Here is a 23,774-nt window from a genome sequence, read left to right as displayed (position 1 = left end):
CGGGCCGCTCTGTTATCGCGAGGGTCAGACGAGATCGAAGCGGTCGAGCTCGGTGACCTTGCCCCACGCCGCGACGAAGTCGCGCACGAACTTCTCGTGGGCGTCGTCGCTGGCATAGACCTCGGCGACCGCGCGCAGCTCGGAGTTCGAGCCGAACAGAAGGTCGACGCGGGTGCCGATGCCGACGCTCTCGCCCGAGCCGTCCTTCGACCCGGCGAAGGCGTGCGAGCCGGGGTCGACCGGGCGCCACGTGGTGCCCAGGTCGAGCAGGTTCACGAAGAAATCGTTCGTGAGCACGCCCGGACGGTCGGTGAAGACGCCGAGCTGCGAGCCGTCCCAGTTGGCGCCCAGCACGCGCAGTCCACCGACGAGGACGGTGGTCTCGGGGGCGCTGAGCGTCAGGAGGTTGGCCTTGTCGATCAGGTGGTGCTCCTGGGGCAGGAACGCGTTCGGGCCGTAGTAGTTGCGGAACCCGTCCGCCGCCGGCTCGAGGAACGCGAACGACTCGACGTCGGTCTGCTCCTGCGAGGCGTCGGTGCGACCTGGGTGGAAGACCACCTCGGCGTCGACGCCGGCATCCTTCGCCGCCTTCTCGACCGCCGCGTTCCCCGCCAGCACGAGGAGATCGGCGAGCGAGACCTTCTTGCCGTCGGTGCGGTCGGCGTTGAAGGACGCCTGGACGCCCTCGAGCACCTCGATGACCTTCGCCAGCTGGGTCGGGTTGTTGACGGCCCAGTCCTTCTGCGGCGCGAGCCGGACGCGCGCGCCGTTGACGCCGCCGCGCTTGTCGCTGCCGCGGAACGAGGATGCCGCCGCCCACGTCGCCGACACGAGCTCCGACACGGACAGTCCCGATTCGAGCACCTGCGCCTTGAGCGTCGCGGCGTCGGCCGCGTCGATCAGCTCGTGGTCGACAGCCGGGACGCGATCCTGCCAGATGAGCTCTTCGGCCGGGACCTCGGAGCCGAGGTAGCGCTCGATCGGACCCATGTCGCGGTGCGTGAGCTTGAACCACGCACGCGCGAACGCGTCGGCGAAGGCATCCGGGTCCTGAGCGAACCGGCGCGAGATCTTGTCGTACTCGGGGTCGGTGCGCAGCGCCAGGTCGCTCGTGAGCATGCGGGGCTCGCGACGGCCGCCGGAGTGCGCCAGCGGCACCATGTCGGCGCCGCCGCCGTTGACGGGACGCCACTGGTGGCCGCCGCCCGGGCTGCGCATGAGCTCCCACTCGTACGCGTAGAGGATGTGGAAGAACTCGTTGTCCCAGCGCGTGGGGTGGTATGTCCACGTCACCTCGAGGCCGGACGTGATCGTGTCGTCAGCCTTGCCGGCGCCGTGCCCGTTCTTCCAGCCGAGCCCCTGCTCCTCGATGCCCGCGGCCTCGGGGTTGTCGCCGACGTTCGTGTCGGGGGCGGCGCCGTGGGTCTTGCCGAAGGTGTGACCGCCGGCGATGAGCGCGACCGTCTCCTCGTCGTTCATCGCCATGCGACCGAACGTCTCGCGGATGTCGCGTGCCGAGGCGAGCGGGTCGGGGTTGCCGTTGGGGCCCTCGGGGTTGACGTAGATGAGGCCCATCTGCACCGCACCGAGGGGCTTCTGCAGCTCGCGGTCGCCCGAGTAGCGCTCGTCGGCGAGCCACGTCGTCTCGGGGCCCCAGTACACGTCGGCGTCCGGCTCCCACACATCGGCACGGCCACCCGCGAAGCCTAAGGTCTGGAAGCCCATCGACTCGAGTGCGACGTTGCCCGCGAGGATCATGAGGTCGGCCCACGAGAGGGACTGCCCGTACTTCTTCTTGACCGGCCACAGCAGGCGTCGCGCCTTGTCGAGGTTGACGTTGTCGGGCCAGCTGTTGAGCGGGGCGAAGCGCTGCTGCCCCGCGCCGCCGCCGCCGCGGCCGTCGGTCACTCGGTAGGTGCCGGCGCTGTGCCACGCCATGCGGATCATGAGCGGGCCGTAGTTGCCGAAGTCGGCCGGCCACCAGTCCTGCGACGTCGTGAGCGTCTCGGCGATGTCGGCCTTGACCGCGGCGAGGTCGAGCGACTCGAACGCCGTCTTGTAGTCGAAGCCCTCGTCGAGCGGGTTGGCGACGGCGGGGTTCTTGGCCAGGATCTTGAGGTTCAGCTGGTTCGGCCACCACACGCTGTTGGCGTTGCCGCTGGTCGGGTGCGGCTGGTCTCCGTGGATGACCGGGCACGCCTCGCCCTCGTTCGGGCGCGGACGGGTCTCGCCGTCCTCGCGGTCCTCGACCGGGGTGTCGATGGGCGTGACCGCCTGGTCGACGTCCGTGGGGTTGTCGCCGATGGGCTCGGTGCCCTCGTGGTTGGCTTCCATGGTTTCCTTCCTGGATCAGGTGGACGAAGGGAGAGCGGATGCCTCGGCGCACGCCGGGCACACACCCCAGAAAGTGACTTCGGCGACGCGCACGGCGAATCCGTGGGCATCGGAGGGGGTGAGGCAGGGCGCGGGGCCGACGGCGCAGTCGATGTCCTCTACCCGGCCGCAGCTCGAGCAGATGAGGTGGTGGTGGTTGTCGTCGACACGCAGTTCGAACAGGCCGGGACGACCCGCCGGCTCGATGCGGCGCACGAGTCCGGCGTCGACGAAGTCACCGAGCGCGTTGTAGACCGACTGCAGGCTCGTGCTGGGGAGCTGCGCCGCGACGAGGGGGAACAGCTCGTCGGCGCTGACATGCGGACGTTCGCCGAGGGCGACGAGCACCGCACGGCGGGAATCGGTCACCCGGAGCCCCGCGGCGCGGATCCGCTCCCCCGCATCGATCGCGGTGGTGGGCAGCGGGGTCATGCTTCCACCCTAGCGTCTTTTGATTAGTTCAAAAGACGCTAGGTCAGCCCGCCACGAGCGTAGGCGTCCCGGCTTCGTACTCGGTGAGGTCGCCCGTCTCGCCGCGACGGAACGCGCGACCGCCGACGACGATCATGTAGATGAGGAAGAGCGCCAGGGCGACGGCGCCGATGCCGATCTTCACCGGCCACGGCCACGGCTGCGCGGTGACGAATCCCTCGATGAGGCCGGCCAGCGCGAGCCACAGCACGAGCCCGATCGCGATCGTGGCGAGCGATCGCCCCGCCGCGGCGAGCGCCTCCCCTCTCGTGCGCCGCCCGGGCGCCACCCACGCCCAGAAGATTCCGAGGCCCGCCGCCGCCGCCACGAAGAGGCAGGTCAGCTCGAGCAGGCCGTGCGGGAGGATGTACAGGACGAACACGTCCCCTCGGCCGAACGCGAGCATGACAGCCGCCGCCGTGCCGACGCCGACGGCGTTCTGGACGAGCACCATGATCGGCCAGAAGCCCGTGATCCCGAAGATCACGCACTGCACGGCGATCCAGGCGTTGTTGGTCCACACCGTGCCGGCGAAGGTCGCGGGGTGCTTCTCGCTGTAGTAGTCGGTGAACTGGTTGTCGGCGTACTCCTCGAGCTCGAGCCGGTTGCCGAGCGCGGCGACCAGCGCGGCGTCGCCCGACACCCAGAACGCCACCACGGCGCCGACCGCGAGGAATCCGAGCGCGATCACGAGCGTCGTCCAGCGCACGCGGTAGAGCGCCGCCGGCAGCTGGAGGGCGAAGAAGCGCGGGACCTGGCGGAGCACGTTCTCGGGCGCGCCCGTGAGCCGGAGCCGAGCGCGGGCGAGCATCGTGGAGATGTGGTCGCCCTGCGGGCTGCGGCCCGCCGAGGTCTTCGCGTCGGCGAGATCGGCGGACGCCGCCCGATAACGGTCGACGAGCTCGTCGACCTCGGCGCCGCTGAGCGAACGGGTGCGGCTCAGCTCGTCGAGACGTGCCCATTCGGCCCGTCGCGCGGCGGTCAGCGCGTCGAGGTCCATGTGCTTCACTGTACCCATGCCCGAGGTCCGCCCCACGATCATCGACATCCAGCAGGACGAGGTGCTCACGGGCGAGGCGGTCGCTCTCGACGTCCAGCCCATCGGCTACTTCCTGCGCGCGCTGGGCGTGCTGATCGACATGCTCATCGGCGTCGTGCTGCTCGTGCTGTTCGTGCTCCTGATGGGCTGGCTGGACGGTCTTGGACTGCTCGACCCCGACGCGCTCCCCATCCTCACGATCACGATCATCGTGCTCGTGCTGGTCGTCGTCCCGACGGTGGTCGAGACCACCACGCGCGGACGCAGTCTCGGCAAGCTCGCCGTCGGCGGTCGCATCGTGCGCAGCGACGGCGGGGCGGCCGGGTTCCGCCACGCCTTCATCCGCGCCCTCATCGGCGTCTTCGAGCTGTGGTTCACCGTCGGAGCGGTCGCCGCGCTCGTCGGCGCCTTCACCCCGCGGTCCCAGCGGCTCGGCGATCTGATGGCCGGAACCTACTCCGAGCGGACGCGCACTCCTCGTCTGCCCGACACGTCGATGGGCGTCCCGCCGCAACTGGCCGAGTGGGCGGCGACGGCCGACGTCGCCCGGCTGCCGGAACGCCTCGCGCGGCGTCTCGCGCAGTTCGGCTCGTCCGCGCGCAACATGGAGCCGTCCGCGCGAGCGCGGGTCGCGGCATCCCTCGCTGCCGAGGCGTCGCAGCACGTGTCGCCTGTTCCCGCCGTCGACCCCGAGACGCTGATCATCGGCGTGGTCGCCGTGCGGCGCCAGCGCGAACTGCGCGCCCTCGAGCTCGAGACCGGGCGGGTCGCCGCTCTCACCGCCGCGGGTGCGGCGGCGCCGAGGGGCTTCCCCGAGCGCTGAGGGTATCCCGATAGCGCTGACTCAGTACCGGTAGTGGTCGAGCTTGTACGGCCCGTCGACGGGCACGCCGATGTACGCCGCCTGCTCGGGCGTCAGGGTGGTGAGCTCGACGCCGAGCGCGGCGAGGTGGAGCCGCGCGACCTTCTCGTCGAGGCTCTTGGGGAGCGTGTAGACGCCGATCGGATAGTCGTCGGGGCGGGTGCAGAGCTCGAGCTGCGCGAGGACCTGATTGGTGAACGAGGCGCTCATCACGAACGACGGATGCCCCGTCGCGTTGCCCAGGTTCATGAGGCGGCCCTCGCTCAGCACGAGCACGCTGCGTCCGTTCGGGAGGCGCCACTCGTGAACCTGCGGCTTGATCTCGATGCGCTCCGCGCCCGGGATGGCGGCGAGGCCGGCCATGTCGATCTCGTCGTCGAAGTGGCCGACGTTGGCGACGATCGCGAGGTGCTTGAGCGCGAGCAGGTGCTCGGGCGTCACGACCCGCGTGTTGCCGGTACCCGTCACCACGATGTCGACCTGGTCGATGACCGACTCGAGGCGCGCCACCTGGAAACCGTCCATGGCCGCCTGGAGCGCGCAGATCGGGTCGACCTCGCCCACGATGACGCGGGCGCCCTGGCCGCGCAGCGCCTCGGCGGAGCCCTTGCCCACGTCGCCGTAGCCGGCGACGAAGGCGACCTTCCCGCCGATCAGGACGTCGGTGGCGCGGTTGAGGCCGTCGGGCAGCGAGTGGCGGATGCCGTAGGTGTTGTCGAACTTCGACTTCGTCACCGAGTCGTTGACGTTGATGGCGGGGAACAGCAGACGGCCGGAAGCGGCCAGCTCGTACAGGCGGTGGACGCCCGTGGTCGTCTCCTCGGTCACGCCGATGAGCCCTTCCGCCATGCGCGTGAACCGCTGGGGGTCGGCGGCCAGGCTCGCGCGCAGGGTGTCGAGCACGATGCGGTACTCGGCCGAGTCGTCGGCCGCGGCATCCGGAACCGCCCCCGCCTTCTCGAACTCGACGCCCTTGTGCACGAGCAGGGTCGCGTCGCCGCCGTCGTCGAGGATCAGGTTCGGTCCGTCCGCGCCCTCCGCGCCCCAGTCGAAGATGCGGTCGGCGAGGCGCCAGTACTCTTCGAGCGTCTCGCCCTTCCAGGCGAACACCGGCACGCCGGCCGGCGCGTCGACGGTGCCCGTCGGGCCGACCACGACGGCGGCGGCCGCCTCGTCCTGGGTCGAGAAGATGTTGCAGCTGGCCCAGCGCACCTGCGCCCCGAGCGCCACGAGGGTCTCGATCAGCACCGCCGTCTGCACGGTCATGTGCAGCGAGCCGGCGATGCGGGCGCCCGCGAGCGGCTGCCGCGGCCCGAACTCCTCGCGCAGGGCCATGAGGCCGGGCATCTCGTTCTCGGCGAGCCTCAGCTGGTGGCGTCCGGCGGCGGCGAGCGCCAGGTCGGCGACTTCGAAGTCGAGGGCTCGGACGGCGGCGGTGACGGGCGACTCGGTCGACATGGGCCCATTCTCGCACCCGGCGAGTGCGGGATGTCGGCCCGTCAGACGCGCAGCGTCTCGTGCCGGACGACCACCCAGCCCTTGGGCACCGACAGGCGGTCGGTGTGGATCGCGCAGAGGTCGTGCGCGTGCGGGTCGCCTTCGCGCCCGAGCGGGCCGAGGGCCGCCATCTGGTCGCCGTAGTCGTAGGTCAGGGTCGACACGGCCTCGCGGGCGCATCCCACCTTGGAGCAGAGTCTCTCGCGCATCGGCACGACCCTATCGGCCACACCGACACGGCTCCGGATGCCGCGCCCGCGGCGTCCGGATCCACCCGTGTCCCCGCGCCCTCCCCCGCTCCCGTGCGCGCCTAGGATGGGCTCATGGCGTGGCGGCGGAGCAAGAGCACCGAGACCGTGTCGCGGCGGGTGTCCCGCCACGGACGCCACGGTCGCGAGGGCCGCAGCCCGGTCGTCCGACCGCCGCTTCCGCCCCTCGACACCCGGGTCGACCGCTTCGACCTCGCCGTCGGCACGGCGGCGGAGTTCCTCCGCTCGGCCTGGCCCGAGCTGCGTGACGTCAGCTTCGAGATCGCCGACATGCCGCCGGCGCCCGACGAGGACGGCATCCCGCGGTGGACCGTTCTCACCGACGCGAAGCGCATCATCGTCTACCGGCTGCCCATCGAGCGGCTCAGCCACCTCCACCGCGACGACGACCTGCACCGCCGCATGATGATCGAGAGCTGCGTGTTCCGCGCGGCGGCCGAGTACCTCGACCGCGACCCGTGGGACCTCGGGCCGGAGCGCTTCCGGTTCTTCTGACCCGGACGAAGCCCGTCGACCATCGGCCTGCGCGTCGCGATCGGGCTACGGGTAGACGGTGATCTCCGGGGCCGCGGCGTCCGCCGGCCATACGGGTACTCCCGCCAGCAGACCGTTGCCCGTCATGGAGAGGGCCGCGCGGATCTCGCTCTGACCGGGGTCGAGCATGTAGACGGTGCGCGGGGAGAGCCGGGCCGTCAGACTGCCCTCGGCCCGGACGGCGAGGTCCAGCCGGTACGAGCCGTCCTGCGACGAGACCGACACCTCGGCCGGCTCGCTGCCGGGGTTGACCAGCGTGAGCGCGGGGGGCGGGCCTGTCGGGACGGCGAACAGGCTCGGCACCGACACGAGGGGTGCGGGCGTGTACCAGGCGAAGTCGTCTCCCTCGCCGAAACCCGTCGTCTGCCACACCGCGGCGACGACCGGCGAGTCCGCTTCGACTTCGACCGTATAGGTCCCCTGGGCGAGACCGCCGAGGTCGACCTCGACCGGCTGCCCCGCGGAGAGCGGCACGGTCTCCGGCTCGAGGGCGGGCTCGTCGCGTCCGATCGCCGTGACCCGCACCCGGGCGTCCGCGTCAGCAGATGGGGAGAGCACGCGCAGGACCGTGGCCGCGTCGGACGCTCCCTCCTCGCCCGGTCGATCCGTGACGGCGATGCCGGTGATCGTCTGCTCGGCCTGGGGCTCGCCGAGGGCGCCGACCTGGTCGACGCCTCCGGGCGTGAGAGTGCGTGTGATGCTCGCCTGGAGCGAGGCGTGGACGGGTGCGCCGACGGCTGTCACGCGCACCACCGGGCTCTCCTCGCCGATGGCGAGGCCCGCCAGGGGCACGACCCGCTGGGTGCCGGGCGGGATGACGATGTCCGTCCCGCCCGGGGGCGTCTGCTCGCCCTCCGCACCGAACACCGTGAGCTGAACCGTCGCGGGCACGACGCCCGGATTCGAGACGAGCACGAGGTCGGAGGCGCCCGTGGTCGCCGAGCCTCCGACGAGCCAGGACTCCAGCAGCGGGGGGCGGCAGGCCGACGCGGCATACCCGGCGAGGTCATCGGCAGACACCGACGCCGCGCCGGTGGCCGCGACGTCGACGCGCTGCCGGTCCTGGGGCGGCGCGGCGAACACCGCCGGTCCCTCGCCCTCGGTCAGCCCCGGCGCCTCGAGCGTCGTCTGCTCAGGCGGCTCCGCGCCTTCGTTGACCCCGCTCGTGACCTGCTGCGGCGCGGCGAGGGAGATCGACTCGACGTCGGTGATCTCCCGGCCGATCGACAGCAGGCCGCCGTCGCACGCCGCCACCGAGGTCGCCGGAGCAGGGACCGCCGAGATGCTGACCGGCTCCTCCGTCAGCGTGGGCCACGGCACCGACACGGCGGTCACGACGGCGATGACGCCCACCGCCGACACCACGGTGCCGGCGAGGAGCCGGGTGCTCGTCGTCGCCCAGCGGAACACGCGCCTGTCGCTCATCGGCCCTCCTGCCAGTAGGGGCCGACCACGCGCGGGGTCCGCCTCGCCTCTCGCCGCGTGGCAGCCGTCGGGAGCGCCAGCAGGAGGGCTGCGGCCAGCACGACGAGCTGCACGGCGGCGATCACCGCGGCCGTGGCGCGCACCGAGGGCGCGACGTCCGGGCGACCCGCGACGTCCGTCGTGACGCGCCACAGCGTGCCCTTTGTGGTCTCGCCGACGGCGTCGAGGGTGTCGCGCTGGTCGAGCGACGTCGCCGCCCCCAGCCGCATCGTGCGGGCGGCATCCGACTCGGGAGGGAGCGCCGGTGCCAGCAGCACGAAGCCGACGCCGCGGTCGGCGAGGTCGGACACGATGTTCTCGGCCGAGGAGGTCACCAGGTCGGCCGCGAGGTCGGCGATGCCGGCGTCCTCGGGCGAGGGGAGCGTGCGTGTGGACAGGAGCGTCGTCTGACCGCCGAGCGTCTCGCTGCCGCCCCACACCACCCGCGCCGACACGCCGCCCTCGTTCTGCGGGGTGAGCACGATCGTCCCGACATCCGGATCGTCGCGTCCCTCCGCCGCCACATATGCGGGGAGCGTGCTGTCCGGGCCGTTCGTGAGGAGCGACGCCTCGCGCGCCATCGCCGTGAGCGTCGGGACGGCGAGCACCGCGATGGCCGCGACGACGGCGGCCGCGGCGAGTCCGCGCGCGAGCGCGAGACGCGGCGCGAGCCCCGCGTCGAGGGCGACGAGCGCGCCTCCGACGGCGCCCAGCCACGCGAGGCTCAGCGCGCTCCCGGGCCAGATGGCGATCGGCAGGGACTGCTCGAACGACACCGCGATGCCGACGACCGCGAACGCCGTCGCCATCCCGAGCGCGGTGACGGCGAGCAGCACCATGCCCGCGGCCCACCGCTGAGTGAGCGGCGCCGCGAGGGCGAGCAGCGCGAGCGGCGCGGCCAGGAGAGGCACCCACCACGTGGGCGACTCCGGGGGCAGGAACGTCGTCCAGCCCGCGAGATCGGAGGTCGGGATGCCGGCGGCGAGGAGCGCGCGCCCGGCCACGTCGGGGGCGGCCTGCGGCCCCGCCCACGGCATCCCCGGGTCCGACAGCAGTCCCCACACCTCGCCGCGGCGGACCGCGCTCCACAGGAGCGGGGCGAACACCACGACGGTCGGGACGATCGTCCAGACGAGGCGCGCGACACCCCTGCCGGCGCGGAGCACGACGGCGAGCACGATCGAGGCGACCCAGACGACGGCGAGCGCCGGCGCGATCGAGGGCGCCGCGGCGACGACCGCGACGAGCACGAGGGACGTCGCGCCCGCGCCTGCCCACGACCGATGCGCGACCGAGCCGGCGACGAACAGCCACGGGAGGAGCAGGTGCAGGAGCACGGCGGTCGGCCGGCCCTGCGTCAGGGCGACGAGGAACGTGGGCGCGAGCGCCCAGAGGACCCCGCTCGCCAGCCGCAGCGCCGGGCGATCGGTCACACGGGTCGCGGCGAACCACCCTCCGAGCGCCGCGAGCGGAAGGGCCAGCAGCCACAGCACCACGACCGCGCGGGACGGCTCCCACGGGGAGAGGGACCCCAGGAGCGCGATGACCGCGGCGAACGGATCGGCGGGACCCACGACGTCGAGCCCGAGTGCGCGCTGGCCGAAGGCGGCATCGGCCCACAGCTGGGCGACGGTGGTCCGCAGCGGCTGGAGGGCGCCGCCGCCGAGGACGGGCCACGCGAGCAGCGCGGGGAATGCGGCGAGGCTCGTCACGAGGGCGCCGAGCACCAGCCATGCGCCGCCGCCGGCGAAGAACCGCAGCTCGCCACGTCGATGGCCGCCTGCAGCGACGTCGTCGCCGTCGTCACCGAACCGCTGCCGCAGCTGGGTGCCCGTCGTCCGGAGCGGCGCGAGCTGCGCCCACGACGAGCGCCGGCGCGCTTTCAGGCGTCGACGGGCACGCGCCACCGCAGCAGGGCGGAACATCGCGGTGAAGGCCGCTCCCCACTCCGGCAGGAGGCTGCCCGGCTCCTTGCGGACCAGATCGAGGATGCTGCGCCACAGCGCGAGCGGAAGGATCGCCAGCCAGTGGAGCGGCAGTGCGGCGACGTGCGAGTACACGAGCCGGCGATGAAGCTGCGCCACCCGGGCGGCGTAGGTCGCGCGCCGCCGGCGGTGGGGCGTCAGCGGCGTCGGCGGGCCGGCTGCGCCGTCGCCGGCCGTCGCCACGACGGCCGTCGGCGCGAGCGACACCCGCGCGCCCGCGAGGTGGGCCCTCACCCCGAAGTCGAGTCCCTCGTCGGCGCCGGCGAGCGCCGGGTCGAGGCCACCGAGCTCGCGCCATGCGTCGGCGCGCACGAGAAGTCCGCGCACGTCCGCGCCGAGCACATCGTCGCGGCCGTCGTGCTGTCCCTGGTCGAGCTCGCCGTCGGCGAAGCCCACGGTGCGTCCGAAGCGCGTCATCCCGACCCCGAGCGAGACGATCTCGGACCGGTCGTCCCACCGGACCAGCTTGGGTCCGATGCACGCCACCGAGGGCGCGAGTTCGAGCGCCCCGGCCAGCCGCGCGAGCGCCTCGCGCTCCGGCGCGGTGTCCTGCGCGAGCAGCCAGACGGCGTCGCCCTCGATCCGCGGCGAGACGAGGGCGACCGCCGCGGCGTAGCCCGTGGCGGGCGGCGCCGTGATCACCGACTCCGCCGGCGACGACCGCGCGAGGTCGGCGAGCGCGTCGTCTCCGCCGCACAGCACGATCGTCAGGACATCGACGGGTCGGCTCTGCTCGGCCAGCGCGGCCAGCGTGCGCCGGAGGTGGTACGCGGCCGGCGTGCGACCGTCGGGACGCACGACGAGGATGGCGTGTACTCGAGCGGGCATGTCGTCGTCAGCCTAAGCGCCCGGACGGAACGCCCGGCGAAGCACGCGCCGGGTCGGCGCAATCGAAGCGATCGGGGATCAGCCGGCGCGCCGCTTGAGCTTGCGGCGCTCGCGCTCGCTCAGGCCGCCCCAGATCCCGAAGCGCTCGTCATTCTGCAGCGCGTACTCGAGGCATTCGCCCCGGACATCGCACGACGTGCAGACGCGCTTCGCGTCGCGGGTCGAGCCGCCCTTCTCCGGGAAGAACGCCTCGGGGTCGGTCTGCGAGCACAGGGCGTCGGTCTGCCAGGCGAGCGGGTTGCCGTCGTCGCCCTCGACCGGTCTGCGGACGCCCGGAACTCCGAGCTGGACCGGATCTACGAACCAGTTTTCGGGAACGCCTGAACGGTATTGCGAAGCCGTCATCTCGTTCTCCCCCCGGGGATCCCCCTCACGCGGTGGTGCGTGTACGAGTAATTACACCCGTGTAGTTCGCCGAGGTCAAGTCGCGGATATTAAAGCCTCAACTCTGTCTTGAACCTTCGCGACGCGCCGACGGGGTGTCGCACTGTGGTAACGGTCAGATGAGAAGTCCATCATGTGCGCCGTCGACGTCGTCGGGCCGTCCGGGAGCGGCGACGAAGAGCTCCCCGTCGCCGGTCACGAGAAGCCCGTCCTCGTCGTCGGTGACGAAGGCAGCGGCCCCCGGGCGGAGGTGCGCACGCTCCCCGCTCCGGCCGCCCTCCACGGTCACGTCGCCCGCGGTCGCCAGCGCGATGGTCGGTCCGGTCACGCGCACGCGCACGCCGGCGCGTTCGACCTGCACGCGGTCGAGCACGAAGTCGCCGACCGGCACCTCGAACCGCTCGATGCCGGGAGCCACCGGCCGCGGCGCCACGATGGGCGGACGCCCCGGCGCGGGGTCGACGACCGTCATGAGCTCGTCGACGTCGATGTGCTTGGGTGTCAGACCGCCGCGCACGACGTTGTCACTCGCGGCCATGATCTCGACCCCGAGCCCGCTCAGATAGGCGTGGAGAACGCCGGCGGGCACGAAGAGCCCCTCCCCCCGGCGCAGCGTGACGAGATTCATGAGGAGCGCGACCACGATGCCGGGATCGCCCGGGAACTGCGCGTCCATGGACCGCGCGACGGCCAGCTCGGCGGCGAACTCCTCGGACGACGACGTCGCGGTGGCGCGGATGACGTCCCGCACCGCGGGTCGGGCCTCCCGCGACAGCACCCACTCGACCACCCCGCCGAGCGAGGCATCCGTCCGCTCCAGACGGTCGGCGAGCGGAGCGGCGCCCGGTCCGAGCGAGCGGACGAGCCGACGTGTCGCGTCGAGGTCGCGCAGCCCCGCCACGGCGTGGAACTCGTCACTCAGCGCGACGATCAGCTCGGGTTTGTGGTTGTCGTCGCGGTACGTGCGCTCGGCCGCATCGCGCGGGATGCCGGCTGCCTCCTCGCGCGCGAATCCCGCTTCGGCCTGCGTCTTCGACGGGTGGGCCTGGATCGAGAGCGGGGATGCCGCCGCGAGGAGCTTCATGAGGAACGGCAGGCGCCCACGCTTCGCGCCGTGCTCGACCAGCCACGCATCGAGGGTTCGTCCTTCCGGCGTCTTGGACGGGTCAGCCGGGTGGTCGCCGAACCACACCTCGGCCTCCGGCCGCCCCGACGGCGTGCGGCTCTCGAGGGCGGCGAGAAGGGTGGTAGACCCCCACGAATAGTCGCGGGGATCGTTCGAGATCGGCACGAGCATGCCACCCAGCGTATTCGTGTGCCTGGTGGCCTCCGCCCGGCGCAGATGGCGCGCAGGATGCCGGGGGTACCCTGTCATGCGATGGCCGTCCACTCGAAGCACCCGGCGTCGGCGCCGCCCGCGCCGCCGGTCCGTGAGAAGACGGGCCACCTCATGCTGCGCGGATGGTGCATCTTCGTCATGTTCATGGCGCTGTCGGGCACCGCGTGGGTGCACGCGTTCGGCGAGCTGACAGCAGCGGTCGTCACGATCGCGGGAGGCATCTTCTCCGTGATCCTCTGGTTCGTGATCCGTCCCCCGGTGCAGTGGCGCCGGCTGCCCTGGTTCGTCGTGGCGTTCGTGGCGTGGGCGACGCTGTCGGTGCTGTGGTCGGCATGGCCGCAGACCACCGCGCTCACCCTCCTGCTCCTGTGGATCACCACCATCCAGGCGCTGTTCGTGGGCGGCGTGCTCACATGGCGCGAGCTCGTGCGGGCCGCGGCATCCGCTCTGAAGTGGGCGATGGCCCTCTCGCTCTTGTTCGAGCTGTGGGTCTCCGTCTTCGTGCGCGCGCCGCTGCTGCCCGGCTTCGTGGTCGGCGAGGCCGACGACCCCATCGAGTACTGGTCGCGCAACAACCTGATCGAGGGCGGGCGCATCCAGGGCATCATGGGCAACGCCAACCTGCTCGCCCCGGTGGCGCTGCTGGCGATCGTCGTCTTCGCGATCCTGATCGCCGCAGGCGCGCCCCGCCGCATCCTCCTGTACGTGTGGATCGGGGTGTCGGCCTACCTCTTCTACCGCGCCTCCTCGGCCACCGCCTACGTCGCCGCCGCCGGCGTCGCGGTGGTGCTGGTGACGGTGCTGCTGATGCGCCGGGCACGCAGGCCCGGCGAGCGCACGCGGTACTACCTGGGCTACGCCGTGATCGGCATCGGCGGGCTCACCGCTCTCTACGTGTTCCGCGAGACGATCTTCACCGCCCTGGGCCGCGAGTCGAACCTCACCAATCGCGAGACGATCTGGGAGGCGGTCCTCGCCCGCGCCTCGGAGCGGCCCTGGTTGGGCTGGGGCTACGCGACCCCATGGGCACCCTGGGATCCGGCGTTCGACGGCTGGATCATCGACCACGGCCAGAGCGTCCTGCAGGCCCACAACATGTGGGTCGACATCCGCATGCAGCTCGGCTTCGTCGGCGTCGCGCTTCTCGGACTGCTCTACCTCGCCTTCGTGTGGCGGTCGTGGTTCTTCGCGGTCGACCGGCCGCGCTGGGACCTGCGTGACGACCGCCCCTACTCGTCGCTGACGCTGCTGCCGACGCTCGTGGGCGCGATCGTGCTCGTGCAGGGACTGGCGGAGTCCTCGCCGCTGCTCCTGTGGGGCTGGATGTTCGTCGTCATGCTCGGCGCCAAGATCAAGCAGTCGCCGCACGTCGGCGAAGGCCCCGCCGAGCAGAGCGCCGCGATCGAACAAGGCGAGCCCGCGAAACGGGCGCCGTGACCTCCGCCGCCGCAAATGCCGGCCACGGCTGGCTCAGCGCCCTCCTCGCCTCCGCCTCGTTCGCGCGCGCCTACACTGTCGCCGTGCTCGGCGCCGTGTTCGCGTCGTTCGCCATCGAGCGCCTCGCCGGCCAGGTCACCTACATCGCGATCATCGCCGGCCTCTGCATCATCGGCGCAGGCGTGCTGGTCGTCCGGCGGCAGGAGATCTCGTTCGTGCGGCTGGTGCCGACGACACTGATCATGTTCGTCGGGTGGGCGCTGATCAGCGTGTTCTGGAGCTCGGACAGCGCGATCTCGTTCTGGAGCTGGGTGACGACCGCCGCGCTCGCGTTCCTCGCCGTCGTGATCGGACACGTGCGCGACACACTGCAGACCGCGCGCGCGCTCGGCGACGTGCTGAGGGTCCTGCTGGCGGCCTCGCTCGCGGTCGAGGTGCTCTCCGGCGTGCTGCTCGACGTGCCGTTCCGCTTCCTCGGGGTGCAGGGCAACCTCGCTCAGCTCGGGCCGGTGCAGGGCATCTTCGGGACCCGCAACATGCTCGGCTTCGTCGCGGTGCTCGCCCTCATCACCTTTCTCATCGAATACCGGACGCAGTCGGTGCGTCCGGGCCTGTCGATCGCGTCGGTCGTGCTCGCCGGCGGTCTGGCAGCGCTGAGCGACTCCCCCACCGTGCTCGTCCTCGCCGTCGGCGTCGGGCTCGCCGTGGGGGCCTTGGCCTGGGTGCGTCACACCAGGCCCGAGCACCGGGCGGCGCTGCAGCTCGGTCTGGGGGCGGTGGTGGTCATCGGCATCGCGGTCGGCTATTTCGCGCGGCATCCGATCATCGCGTGGATCGGCGCCGGCACCGACTTCTCGATGCGCGTGAACCTGTGGAACGTCATGGTCGACCTGGTGCGGACCAAGCCCGTGCAGGGATGGGGCTGGTTCGGCGCCTGGAGCCCCGGCGAGCAGCCGTTCGCGTTCATCAACTTCTTCCTGCCGGACTCGTCGCACGCCACGGGCCTCAACGCGTTCTTCGACGTCCTGCTGCAGCTGGGGTGGGTCGGGCTCATCCTCTTCGTCGCGCTCGCGGCAATCGCGCTCGTGCGGTCGTGGCTGGCTGCCAGCGAGCGGCGCTCCGTGATCTACGCGTGGACGCCGCTCATCCTCATCGCGCTGCTCATCGACTCGATGTTCGAGAGCTTCACCCTCGTCGGGATCGGCTGGCTCATGCTCGTGCTCTGCGCCGTGCGCGCCGGGCTCTCGCGCTCATGGCGCGAGAGGATCGACGCGCGAGCCGGGGATGAGGGGCTGCCGCACGACGGGGCTCTCCGCTCCGAGGCGTGAGCGCGTCGCGAACTACGACCCGAGCGCGCGAGCGATCACGTCGTCGGAAGACAGGGGCGCGAACCCGGTCTCCTCGATCTTCGCAAGCGAGAGAACGCTGTTGGCGGGGCGACGTGCGATCGGCGTCGCGCTCCCGGCGAAGTACTCCGCAGTGGTGACCGGACGCACCCTGCCGGGGTCATGCCCGGTCGCGGTGAACACCGCGCGCGCCACCCCGGCCCACGACATCGGCGCGCCGCCTCCTGTCAGGTTGTACGTCCCGTAGGGCGCGCGACGCGCGAGCAGATGAAGGATGCCGCGGGCGATGTCATCGGCGTGGGTGAGACGTCCGATCTGGTCGTCCACCACTGAGGGGTCGATCCCGCGCTCGGCGAGGGAGGCCATCGTGCGCACGAAGTTCTTCCCGTCGCCGATCACCCAGGAGGTGCGGAGGACGTAGTGACGAGGGACCAGCGAGACAGCGAGGTCGCCTGCGGCTTTGGACTGGCCGTACACACCGAGCGGCGCGACGGGGTCCGTCTCGACGTACGGCCGCTCGAGAGTTCCGTCGAAGACGTAGTCGGTCGAGATGTGCACCAGCGTGATGCCGTGCGCTGCGGCGATGCCGGCGAGCTGCCTCACTCCGGCCGCATTGGCGGCCCACGCCTGTGCGCGCCCCTCCTCCGTCTCGGCGCCATCGACAGCCGTGAACGCCGCGGCGTTGACGATGACACCGTAGTCGGACCAGTTCCGAGTCGCCGCGAGATCCGCACCCGCGAGGTCGATGTCGGTGCGCGTCGCGAACTCGACATGCGCTGCTCCGCGCCACGCGGCGCGGAGCGCGCTGCCGAGCTGACCGCCTGCACCCAGCACCAGGATCCTGCGTGGCGGGACGGGGGTCACCTGCGCCATCCGCGGATGCTCGCGATCCTTCTCGGACAGCTCCGCTTCGTCCAACGGAATCGGCCAGTCCATCGCCACCGTCTCGTCGGCGAGGTTGAGGAACGTGTAGACGGCGTCAGGCGACCAGTGGTCGTTCACCAGATAGGAATACGCGGTCCCGGGCTCGAGCGTCTGGAAAGCATTGCCGACCCCACGGGGGACGAAGACCGCCAGGGACGGATCGATCTCGCACGCGAAGGAGGCACCGAAGGTCGGCCCCTCCCTGAGGTCGACCCACGCACCGAAGATGCGCCCCGTGGCGACGGACACCCACTTGTCCCACGGCTCGGCGTGGAAGCCGCGGGTGGTGCCGACGGCATCGTTGAATGAGACGTTGTTCTGCACAGGTCCGAAGTCTTCGAGCCCCGCCGCGACCATCTTCTGCCGCTGCCAGTTCTCCTTGAACCATCCGCGGTTGTCTCCGTGGACCGGGAGATCCCACACATACAGTCCGGGGATCGCGGTCGGCGATGATGACAGCGGCTTGCCGAACGTCGGCGCTGCGGCTTCCGCTCGCTCTTCCGAGCCCGTCACCTACTGTCCCTTCCTCGCATAGGAGGCCTCTGTCGCGGCTTTCGCCGGCGCCCACCAGGACTCGTTCTCGCGGTACCAGTCGATGGTCGCGCCCAGGCCGGATTCGAAGTCGGCGTACGACGGTCGCCAGCCCAGCTCGTCGCGGAGGCGCGACGAGTCGATCGCGTAGCGCAGGTCGTGCCCCGCCCGATCGACGACGTGGTCGTACGCATCGGCCGGGCGTCCCATGAGACGGAGGACCAGCTCCACGACGTCCTTGTTGGACTTCTCACCGTCGGCCCCGACGAGGTACGTCTCACCGAGCCGGCCCTTCTCGAGGATGGTCAGCACCGCCGAGGAGTGGTCGTCCGCGAAGATCCAGTCGCGGACGTTGAGACCTGCGCCGTACAGCTTCGGGCGGATCCCCTGCAGCACGTTGGTGATCTGCCGCGGGATGAACTTCTCGACGTGCTGGCGAGGCCCGTAGTTGTTCGAGCAGTTGGAGATCGTCGCGCGCACGCCGAAGGAACGCACCCATGCCCGCACCAGCAGGTCGGAACCCGCCTTGGTGGAGGAGTACGGCGACGACGGGTTGTACGGTGTGGTCTCCGTGAACCGTTCGGGGTCGTCCAGCTCGAGGTCTCCGTAGACCTCGTCGGTGGAGATGTGGTGGAAGCGGGTGCCGTGCCGCCGGGCCGCCTCCAGCAGCGTGTAGGTGCCGACGATGTTCGTGTCGAGGAACGGCCGGGGGTCGTCGAGTGAGTTGTCGTTGTGGGACTCCGCGGCGTAGTGCACCACGGCGTCGCTTTCGGCGAACAGGCGGTCGACGAGGGCGGCGTCGGCGATGTCACCCTGGACCAGCTTCACCCGGGTGCCCGGCAACCCCTCGAGCGAGGCCGGATTGCCCGCATAGGTCAGCTTGTCGAGCACCGACACCGTGTGATCGGTGTGCGCCACGACGTGGTGGACGAAGTTCGAGCCGATGAAGCCCGCGCCACCGGTCACCAGCAAGTGCGCCATCAGCGCCCCCTCTTCAAGGTGTCCAGCAGGTACGAGCCGTATCCCGACTTGACCTGCGCTTCGGCCCGCTCGCGCAACTCGTCATCCGACAGGAAGCCCTGTCGCCAAGCCACCTCTTCGGGCACGCCGATCGAGAGCCCCGTGCGCCGCTGAACGGTGCGGACGTACTCGGCGGCGTCGGTCATCTGGTCGAATGTTCCGGTGTCGAGCCACGCTGTCCCGCGGGCGAGCACTTCGACCTGAAGCTTGCCGCGTTCGAGATAGGCCTTGTTCACGTCGGTGATCTCGTACTCGCCGCGCGCGCTCGGTGTGAGTCCGCGAGCGATCTCGACGACTTCGTTGTCGTAGAAGTACAGGCCGGGAACGGCGTAGTTGCTCTTCGGCTCCGCCGGCTTCTCCTCGAGCGAGACCGCACGACCATCGTCGTCGAACTCCACCACACCGTAGGCTCCCGGCTCCGCCACCCAGTAGGCGAACACCGCACCGCCGTCGATCTGGCTGTACCGCTTGAGACGGTCGCCCAGACCCGGGCCGTAGAGCACGTTGTCGCCCAGCGCGAGAGCCACTCTGTCCGTGCCGATGAACTCCGCTCCGATGGTGAACGCCTGCGCCAGCCCATCGGGTGAGGGCTGCTGCGCGAACGCGAGCCGGATGCCGAATCGCGAGCCGTCGCCGAGCAGGCGCTCGAAGAACGGGGCATCGTGGGGCGTGGTGATGACGAGGATGTCCTGAATGCCCGCCAGCATCAGCGTCGACAGCGGGTAGTAGATCATCGGCTTGTCGTAGACGGGGATGAGCTGCTTCGATACGCCCATCGTGATCGGATGCAATCGTGTGCCCGATCCGCCGGCGAGGATGATTCCCTTCACGCTCCCAGCGTCCCACATCGCCGCCCGGCCGCGTGCACGCCATCCTCAGGGCGGCCGGCCAGCTCCGCAGGGTAGGCTTCTGTCGGCCCGGCGCCTACGCGCGCGCCCGCAGACGGAAGCCCCCAAACACGTGACATACATCCTTCAGAACGTCGTCTTCCCTACAGATCGCGACCCTGATCTTCTTCCGCTGTACGTCGATCCCGAGACATGGTCGGTCATCGACGACGAGCCGGTTCGCGTGTCCAGTCGCGCGCAGCTCGGCAATATCCTCGGACGGACCTCGGCGCGCATCGTCGCCGGACGGCGCGTTTCGTTCGGCACGTACTTCAACGCGTTCCCCGCGGCGTACTGGCAGCACTGGACGACGGTCCGCGAGGTCCGTCTGACCGTGCGGACCGTAGGCCCCGCGACGATCCTGGTGTACCGGTCCAACGGCTCGGGCGTCCGCCAGCGCATCGAAACGAGCGAGGTGGAAGGTACCGCGACGACGACCTTCGACCTGGTCCTCGACCAATACAGCGACGGCGGCTTCATCTGGTTCGACATCGTCGCAGACGAGAAGAGCGCACTGTTCGAGGGCGCCGAGTGGACGACCGAGCAGCAGCCCGCACGTGAGGGCAAGGCATCCATCGGCATCACGACGTACAACAAGCCCGACTATTGCATCTGGACGCTTCTCAACCTCGCCGAATCCGAGGACGTGCTCGAGCTCGTCGACCGTATCTTCCTGATCGACCAGGGCGACCGGCGCGTCGATGCGCAGCCGGAGTACCCCGACGTCGCGAAGGCGCTCGGCGAGACGCTCCAGATCGTCACCCAGCCGAATCTCGGCGGGTCCGGCGGCTTCGCGCGGGTGATGGCCGAGAGCCTCGCACGGACCGAGACCGAGTTCGTCCAGCTCATGGACGATGACGTTCGGCTCGAGCCCGAGTCCGTCCGCCGGTCGATCGTGTTCGCGCGCTTCGCGACGGTGCCCACCATCGTCGGTGCGCACATGTTCGACCTGCTCGACCGACCCAAGCTGCATGCCTGGGCCGAAGTGGTCGACGAGGAGCCGTTCATGTGGCGCGCCCTCTATCAGGAGAAACTCCCCCACGACTTCAGCGTCGCGAACCTGCGTCAGACGCCGATGCTGCACATGCGTCTCGATGCCGATTACAACGGCTGGTGGATGTGCCTGATCCCTCTCGCCGTCATCCGGGAGGTGGGCCTGCCGCTCCCCGCCTTCATCAAGTGGGATGACGCCGAGTACTGTCTGCGCGCACGAGAGAGCGGGTTCCCCACCGTCTCGCTTCCGGGCGTGGCACTCTGGCACGTCTCGTGGGTGGGCAAGGACGACACCATCGACTGGCAGGCGTACTTCCACGCCCGCAACCGCATCGTGGCGGCACTCCTGCACTCCGGCTCCCCCGGCGGCGGCACCCTGCTCCGGCACAGTCGGCGGATGGACCTCAAGCATTTGATGATGATGCAGTACTACCCGGTCGCGCTGCGGCACCGTGCCCTGCGCGATGTCCTCTCGGGCCCCGCGCACATGCGATCCACCCTCGCCACGGCGATGCCCGCCGCCCGCGCGCTCGCGGCCGAATTCCCCGAGACCGTCGTGCACCGGGATTCCGGCGTGCCGCTGCGCTCCCGACGCGGGCGAGTGGTGTTCAAGCGCCTCTCCCTCCACAAGCTCGACAATCCGACCGGGCTCCGCCTGCGCTGGTTCACGCTCTCGACGCTCGTGGCCCACTGGCTCCACAGACCGCGCCCCGAGAACCTCGAGCAGCCTGAAGTCGAGTTCGGCAAGGGCGATGCGTACTGGTGGAGGGTTCCGGTCTACGACAGCGCCCTCGTCAGCGCCGCCGACGGATCGGGAAAGAACATCTACAAGCGCGACCGCGGGCAGTTCCGGCGCATGCTTCTCGAGAGCACCCGGCTCCATCGCCGACTGCGCAGGGACTGGTCCAGACTGGCCGCGGAATACCGCGCTGCCGCACCCGAGCTCACTTCGCTCGCCGCCTGGCAGCGCACCTTCGAGGAGACCCGATGACGGCGCAGGCATCCACGTTCGATCCCGCCTCCGCGACGATCGCGATCGTCACCTACAACCGCTCGGGCCTGCTCACGCGCCTGCTCGACAGCATCGTCCAGATGGACCCGAAGCCCGGTCACGTCGTCGTCATCGACAACGCATCGTCCGACGACACGACCGAGGTGGTCGAGGGCTTCCGCGATCGTCTCGGCGCAACGCTGGTCTACCGGCGCATGGAGAGGAACACCGGCGGGTCCGGCGGCTTCAGCGAGGGTATGCGCGTCGCGCACGAGTTGGGCTCCGAGTGGATCTGGCTCATGGACGACGACGTCGAGGTGATCCCCGACGGCCTGGCGAAGATGGGCAAGTGGGCGCCGCGCTTCAAGAGCATCCAGGGTCGTCGGTACGACTACGACGGCAGCGAGTTCTACTGGCAGTACCGCCTGTCGATCCCGTTCGGCATCCCCATTCCGTTCGCGCCGGCGGGTTTCGACTCGTCCGGCTACCGCGAGATGAACTCCGGATGCTTCGAGGGCATGTTCATCCATCGCGACATCGTCGAGCAGGTCGGCCTGCCCGATCCCCGGTTCTTCATCTACTGGGACGACTCGGTGTACGGCTGGCTCGCCTCGCGTCGGACGACGGCGGTCATCGTGAACGAGTTCGTCCTGCGTCGCACGCGCGAGATCCGCCAGTGGGACATGGGCATCCGGCACCTCAACGCGTCGAGCGATGCCTACCGGTACTACATCATGCGCAACCGCGCCTACATCAGGCACTACTTCAAGCAGCACGGCGCGTACCGGCCCGTGCGGTTCTGGCTGGGTTCGGGTCTCACGTTCGTGAAGGAGCTCATCCGCTTGGTGTTCGTCGAACGCAAGGTGCGCGGGACGAGCAACCTGTTCCGCGGCATCCGCGACGGCCGGAAGATCGCGAAGGACGCCTCCTGGCGACCGATGCCGCCCCTGACTGCCGCGGCGTCCGAGGGTCAGCCCGCGTTGTAATCGGCGTTGTACCGGTCGAGCACCTCGGCGATCGGTGCATCCATGGCGAGCCGCCCCTTGTCGAGGTACAGCCCGCGCGTGCAGAAGCGGCGCAGGTCGCGCTCGTTGTGGCTCACGAAGAACAGCGTGCGGCCCTCGGCGAGCAGCTCGTCGATGCGCTTGTAGCACTTCTCCCGGAAGGCCTTGTCGCCCACGGCGAGGACCTCGTCGACGAGCAGGATCGGCTCCTCGAGCTGGGAGACCACGGCGAACGCCAGACGCACCTTCATGCCGTTGGAGAGGTGCTTGTACGGAGTGTCGACGAAGTCGTGCAGCTCGGCGAAGTCGATGATGCCGTCGAACCGCCGCGACACCTCGGCACGCGGCATCCCGTGGAGACCCGCCGTCAGGCGGACGTTCTCGCGGACCGTCAGATCGCCGACGAAGCCGCCGGTGATCTCGATGAGGGGCGCGACTCCGCCGACGACCTCGACTGTGCCCTCGTCCGGGATCAAGACGCCGGCCACGAGCTTCAGCAGAGTGCTCTTGCCTTGCCCGTTGCGGCCGACGACGCCGATCGATTCGCCGGGCCGGACGACGAAGCCGACATCGCGCAGAGCCCAGAACTCCCCCGGTTTGGAGCGTCGGGAGGAGTCGGCGAACAGGTCCTTGATGCTGCGGCGCCCGCGCCTGTTGCGACGGAAGCGCACTCCGAGCCCCTGCACCTCGATGGCGTGATCGGATGCCTCCATCACAGCTCCTTAAGCAGGGGACGCTCGAGCCGGCGGAACACCAGGAGACCGAGGGCGAGGAAGAGGAACGACATCACGGCTCCGATGCCGATCACCCACGGATCCCACTCCTCGGCGAAGAAGCCCACGCGATAGATCGCGAAGATCCCTGCGAGCGGATTGAACGCGGCGAGCGTCTCGAAGACACCGGGGAGGTCCGAGACGCCGTAGATGACCGGCGACGCGTAGAAGAGGGCGCGCAGGATGAGCTTGGTCGTGCGCTCCAGGTCGGTCCAGATGACGCACAGCGGGGCCACGAGCAGACCCAGTCCGACCAGCAGGACCGTCTGCAGAAGGACCGCCACAGGGAACAGCAGGAGTCCCCAGTTGAGCTGGACGGGGGTGTCGGTGAACGAGGCGACGACGACGAAGAGCACGAGCACCGGCAGCGAGCAGAGGAACTCGATGCCCTTCGACAGCACGATCCGGTTCACCCAGATCGACCGCGGGATGGCGGTGGAGCGCACAAGCCTCGCGTCCTTGTTGAACGCTCGCGTGAAATCGGAGACCGCGGCGTTGAACCACACCCACGGCAGAAGGGCCGTGATGAGGAACACGATGTACGGCTCGAGCCCAGCCGAACGGTGGAAGACCTGGGTGAAGACGAACCAGTAGATCGCGCTCATGACGAGCGGGTCCAGCACGGACCAGAGGTACCCCAGCGCGCTCGTCGAATACCGCACCTTGAGATCGCGGGCGGACAGCAGCCACAGCGAGTGGAGATACCGCCGCGGCGATCCGGGCGCGCCGACTGCTGCGGTGGTCACGATGCGAGTCTAAGGTC

Annotated in this window: 20 protein-coding genes; 6 read left to right on the top strand and 14 right to left on the bottom strand. The window is 70.4% G+C overall.

Annotated elements, in window-relative coordinates; all coding sequences use genetic code 11:
• Positions 1 to 24: 24 nt before the first annotated feature.
• From katG to OB08_RS11255, 3 genes are read right to left on the bottom strand one after another with little or no spacing between them, the layout of a single operon-like run.
• On the bottom strand, positions 25 to 2,334 hold the full coding sequence (katG, locus tag OB08_RS11265) for a catalase/peroxidase HPI (RefSeq protein ID WP_461474754.1): 2,310 nt from the start codon (positions 2,332 to 2,334) through the stop codon (positions 25 to 27).
• A gap of 15 nt (positions 2,335 to 2,349) precedes the next feature.
• Positions 2,350 to 2,805 carry a Fur family transcriptional regulator gene (locus OB08_RS11260; RefSeq protein ID WP_461474752.1) on the bottom strand — a complete coding sequence of 152 codons (456 nt, stop codon included), beginning with the start codon at positions 2,803 to 2,805 and terminating at the stop codon, positions 2,350 to 2,352.
• 43 nt (positions 2,806 to 2,848) lie between these two features.
• Positions 2,849 to 3,844 carry a stage II sporulation protein M gene (locus OB08_RS11255; RefSeq protein ID WP_461474750.1) on the bottom strand — a complete coding sequence of 332 codons (996 nt, stop codon included), beginning with the start codon at positions 3,842 to 3,844 and terminating at the stop codon, positions 2,849 to 2,851.
• 16 nt (positions 3,845 to 3,860) lie between these two features.
• Between OB08_RS11255 and OB08_RS11250 the strand changes: the two genes are divergently transcribed.
• Complete coding sequence (locus OB08_RS11250; RefSeq protein ID WP_461474748.1) at positions 3,861 to 4,706, top strand: RDD family protein; 846 nt, start codon at positions 3,861 to 3,863, stop codon at positions 4,704 to 4,706.
• Between the two features lie 21 nt (positions 4,707 to 4,727).
• Here the strand turns inward: OB08_RS11250 and ahcY are convergent, their stop codons facing one another.
• Positions 4,728 to 6,203 (bottom strand): adenosylhomocysteinase, encoded by a 1,476-nt coding sequence (ahcY, locus tag OB08_RS11245; protein WP_461474747.1) that lies wholly within the window; start codon positions 6,201 to 6,203, stop codon positions 4,728 to 4,730.
• A 41-nt stretch (positions 6,204 to 6,244) separates the two neighbouring features.
• Entirely contained in the window at positions 6,245 to 6,451 is a 207-nt protein-coding gene (locus tag OB08_RS11240; RefSeq protein ID WP_461474745.1) for a DUF3499 family protein, read from the bottom strand.
• Between the two features lie 114 nt (positions 6,452 to 6,565).
• On the opposite strand from OB08_RS11240, the gene OB08_RS11235 reads away from it, so the two are divergent.
• Complete coding sequence (locus OB08_RS11235) at positions 6,566 to 7,006, top strand: metallopeptidase family protein (RefSeq protein WP_461474743.1); 441 nt, start codon at positions 6,566 to 6,568, stop codon at positions 7,004 to 7,006.
• A 45-nt stretch (positions 7,007 to 7,051) separates the two neighbouring features.
• Here OB08_RS11235 and OB08_RS11230 read toward each other — a convergent pair whose 3' ends face one another.
• From OB08_RS11230 to manA, 4 genes are all read right to left on the bottom strand, one after another.
• The gene (locus tag OB08_RS11230) at positions 7,052 to 8,470 is read right to left on the bottom strand and encodes a DUF5719 family protein (protein ID WP_461474741.1); all 1,419 of its coding nucleotides are present in this window, start codon (positions 8,468 to 8,470) and stop codon (positions 7,052 to 7,054) included.
• Complete coding sequence (locus tag OB08_RS11225) at positions 8,467 to 11,322, bottom strand: glycosyltransferase (RefSeq protein WP_461474739.1); 2,856 nt, start codon at positions 11,320 to 11,322, stop codon at positions 8,467 to 8,469. Before OB08_RS11225 ends, OB08_RS11230 begins: the two co-directional genes overlap by 4 nt.
• A gap of 78 nt (positions 11,323 to 11,400) precedes the next feature.
• Positions 11,401 to 11,727 (bottom strand): WhiB family transcriptional regulator, encoded by a 327-nt coding sequence (locus tag OB08_RS11220; protein ID WP_461474737.1) that lies wholly within the window; start codon positions 11,725 to 11,727, stop codon positions 11,401 to 11,403.
• Positions 11,728 to 11,881: 154 nt separating this feature from the next.
• Complete coding sequence (gene manA, locus OB08_RS11215) at positions 11,882 to 13,063, bottom strand: mannose-6-phosphate isomerase, class I (RefSeq protein ID WP_461474735.1); 1,182 nt, start codon at positions 13,061 to 13,063, stop codon at positions 11,882 to 11,884.
• Positions 13,064 to 13,144: 81 nt separating this feature from the next.
• Between manA and OB08_RS11210 the strand changes: the two genes are divergently transcribed.
• Both OB08_RS11210 and OB08_RS11205 read left to right on the top strand, forming a co-directional pair.
• Positions 13,145 to 14,542, top strand: a complete 1,398-nt coding sequence (locus tag OB08_RS11210) for an O-antigen ligase family protein (RefSeq protein WP_461474733.1) — start codon at positions 13,145 to 13,147, stop codon at positions 14,540 to 14,542.
• On the top strand, positions 14,539 to 15,870 hold the full coding sequence (locus OB08_RS11205; RefSeq protein WP_461474731.1) for an O-antigen ligase family protein: 1,332 nt from the start codon (positions 14,539 to 14,541) through the stop codon (positions 15,868 to 15,870). Before OB08_RS11210 ends, OB08_RS11205 begins: the two co-directional genes overlap by 4 nt.
• A 12-nt stretch (positions 15,871 to 15,882) precedes the next feature.
• Here the strand turns inward: OB08_RS11205 and OB08_RS11200 are convergent, their stop codons facing one another.
• The 3 genes from OB08_RS11200 to rfbA are packed head-to-tail and all read right to left on the bottom strand — an operon-like array spanning position 15,883 to position 19,193.
• Positions 15,883 to 17,325 carry a sugar nucleotide-binding protein gene (locus tag OB08_RS11200; protein ID WP_461474729.1) on the bottom strand — a complete coding sequence of 481 codons (1,443 nt, stop codon included), beginning with the start codon at positions 17,323 to 17,325 and terminating at the stop codon, positions 15,883 to 15,885.
• Positions 17,326 to 18,324, bottom strand: a complete 999-nt coding sequence (gene rfbB / locus OB08_RS11195) for a dTDP-glucose 4,6-dehydratase (RefSeq protein ID WP_461474727.1) — start codon at positions 18,322 to 18,324, stop codon at positions 17,326 to 17,328.
• Positions 18,324 to 19,193, bottom strand: a complete 870-nt coding sequence (gene rfbA / locus OB08_RS11190) for a glucose-1-phosphate thymidylyltransferase RfbA (RefSeq protein ID WP_461474725.1) — start codon at positions 19,191 to 19,193, stop codon at positions 18,324 to 18,326. The genes rfbB and rfbA overlap by 1 nt, the downstream gene beginning before the upstream one ends.
• Positions 19,194 to 19,323: 130 nt before the next feature.
• Between rfbA and OB08_RS11185 the strand changes: the two genes are divergently transcribed.
• Both OB08_RS11185 and OB08_RS11180 read left to right on the top strand, forming a co-directional pair.
• Positions 19,324 to 21,234, top strand: a complete 1,911-nt coding sequence (locus OB08_RS11185) for a glycosyltransferase (protein ID WP_461474723.1) — start codon at positions 19,324 to 19,326, stop codon at positions 21,232 to 21,234.
• A complete protein-coding gene (locus OB08_RS11180; protein ID WP_461474721.1) occupies positions 21,231 to 22,220 on the top strand; it encodes a glycosyltransferase family 2 protein in 990 nt (329 codons plus the stop codon). The genes OB08_RS11185 and OB08_RS11180 overlap by 4 nt, the downstream gene beginning before the upstream one ends.
• Here OB08_RS11180 and OB08_RS11175 read toward each other — a convergent pair.
• Positions 22,205 to 22,951 (bottom strand): ABC transporter ATP-binding protein, encoded by a 747-nt coding sequence (locus OB08_RS11175; protein WP_461474719.1) that lies wholly within the window; start codon positions 22,949 to 22,951, stop codon positions 22,205 to 22,207. The two genes, OB08_RS11180 and OB08_RS11175, sit on opposite strands and share 16 nt — an antisense overlap.
• Positions 22,951 to 23,757 carry an ABC transporter permease gene (locus OB08_RS11170; protein WP_461474717.1) on the bottom strand — a complete coding sequence of 269 codons (807 nt, stop codon included), beginning with the start codon at positions 23,755 to 23,757 and terminating at the stop codon, positions 22,951 to 22,953. Before OB08_RS11170 ends, OB08_RS11175 begins: the two co-directional genes overlap by 1 nt.
• Positions 23,758 to 23,774: the final 17 nt, after the last annotated feature.

The sequence above is a fragment of the Microbacterium sp. HJ5 genome, from assembly GCF_054824025.1.
The sequence above is the reverse complement of the archived record's forward strand: the minus strand, read 5'-3'. Positions and strand labels throughout refer to the sequence as shown.

Excerpts from the sequence above, each read along its gene's own strand:
- OB08_RS11235 (WP_461474743.1), top strand. The coding sequence starts at position 6,566 with ATGGCGTGGCGGCGGAGCAAGAGCACCGAGACCGTGTCGCGGCGGGTG.
- OB08_RS11180 (WP_461474721.1), top strand. The coding sequence starts at position 21,231 with ATGACGGCGCAGGCATCCACGTTCGATCCCGCCTCCGCGACGATCGCG.
- OB08_RS11240 (WP_461474745.1), bottom strand. The coding sequence starts at position 6,451 with ATGCGCGAGAGACTCTGCTCCAAGGTGGGATGCGCCCGCGAGGCCGTG.
- manA (WP_461474735.1), bottom strand. The coding sequence starts at position 13,063 with ATGCTCGTGCCGATCTCGAACGATCCCCGCGACTATTCGTGGGGGTCT.
- OB08_RS11175 (WP_461474719.1), bottom strand. The coding sequence starts at position 22,951 with ATGGAGGCATCCGATCACGCCATCGAGGTGCAGGGGCTCGGAGTGCGC.
- OB08_RS11255 (WP_461474750.1), bottom strand. The coding sequence starts at position 3,844 with ATGGACCTCGACGCGCTGACCGCCGCGCGACGGGCCGAATGGGCACGT.
- OB08_RS11210 (WP_461474733.1), top strand. The coding sequence starts at position 13,145 with ATGGCCGTCCACTCGAAGCACCCGGCGTCGGCGCCGCCCGCGCCGCCG.
- katG (WP_461474754.1), bottom strand. The coding sequence starts at position 2,334 with ATGGAAGCCAACCACGAGGGCACCGAGCCCATCGGCGACAACCCCACG.
- OB08_RS11225 (WP_461474739.1), bottom strand. The coding sequence starts at position 11,322 with ATGCCCGCTCGAGTACACGCCATCCTCGTCGTGCGTCCCGACGGTCGC.
- OB08_RS11230 (WP_461474741.1), bottom strand. The coding sequence starts at position 8,470 with ATGAGCGACAGGCGCGTGTTCCGCTGGGCGACGACGAGCACCCGGCTC.
- ahcY (WP_461474747.1), bottom strand. The coding sequence starts at position 6,203 with ATGTCGACCGAGTCGCCCGTCACCGCCGCCGTCCGAGCCCTCGACTTC.
- rfbB (WP_461474727.1), bottom strand. The coding sequence starts at position 18,324 with ATGGCGCACTTGCTGGTGACCGGTGGCGCGGGCTTCATCGGCTCGAAC.
- OB08_RS11260 (WP_461474752.1), bottom strand. The coding sequence starts at position 2,805 with ATGACCCCGCTGCCCACCACCGCGATCGATGCGGGGGAGCGGATCCGC.
- OB08_RS11250 (WP_461474748.1), top strand. The coding sequence starts at position 3,861 with ATGCCCGAGGTCCGCCCCACGATCATCGACATCCAGCAGGACGAGGTG.
- OB08_RS11220 (WP_461474737.1), bottom strand. The coding sequence starts at position 11,727 with ATGACGGCTTCGCAATACCGTTCAGGCGTTCCCGAAAACTGGTTCGTA.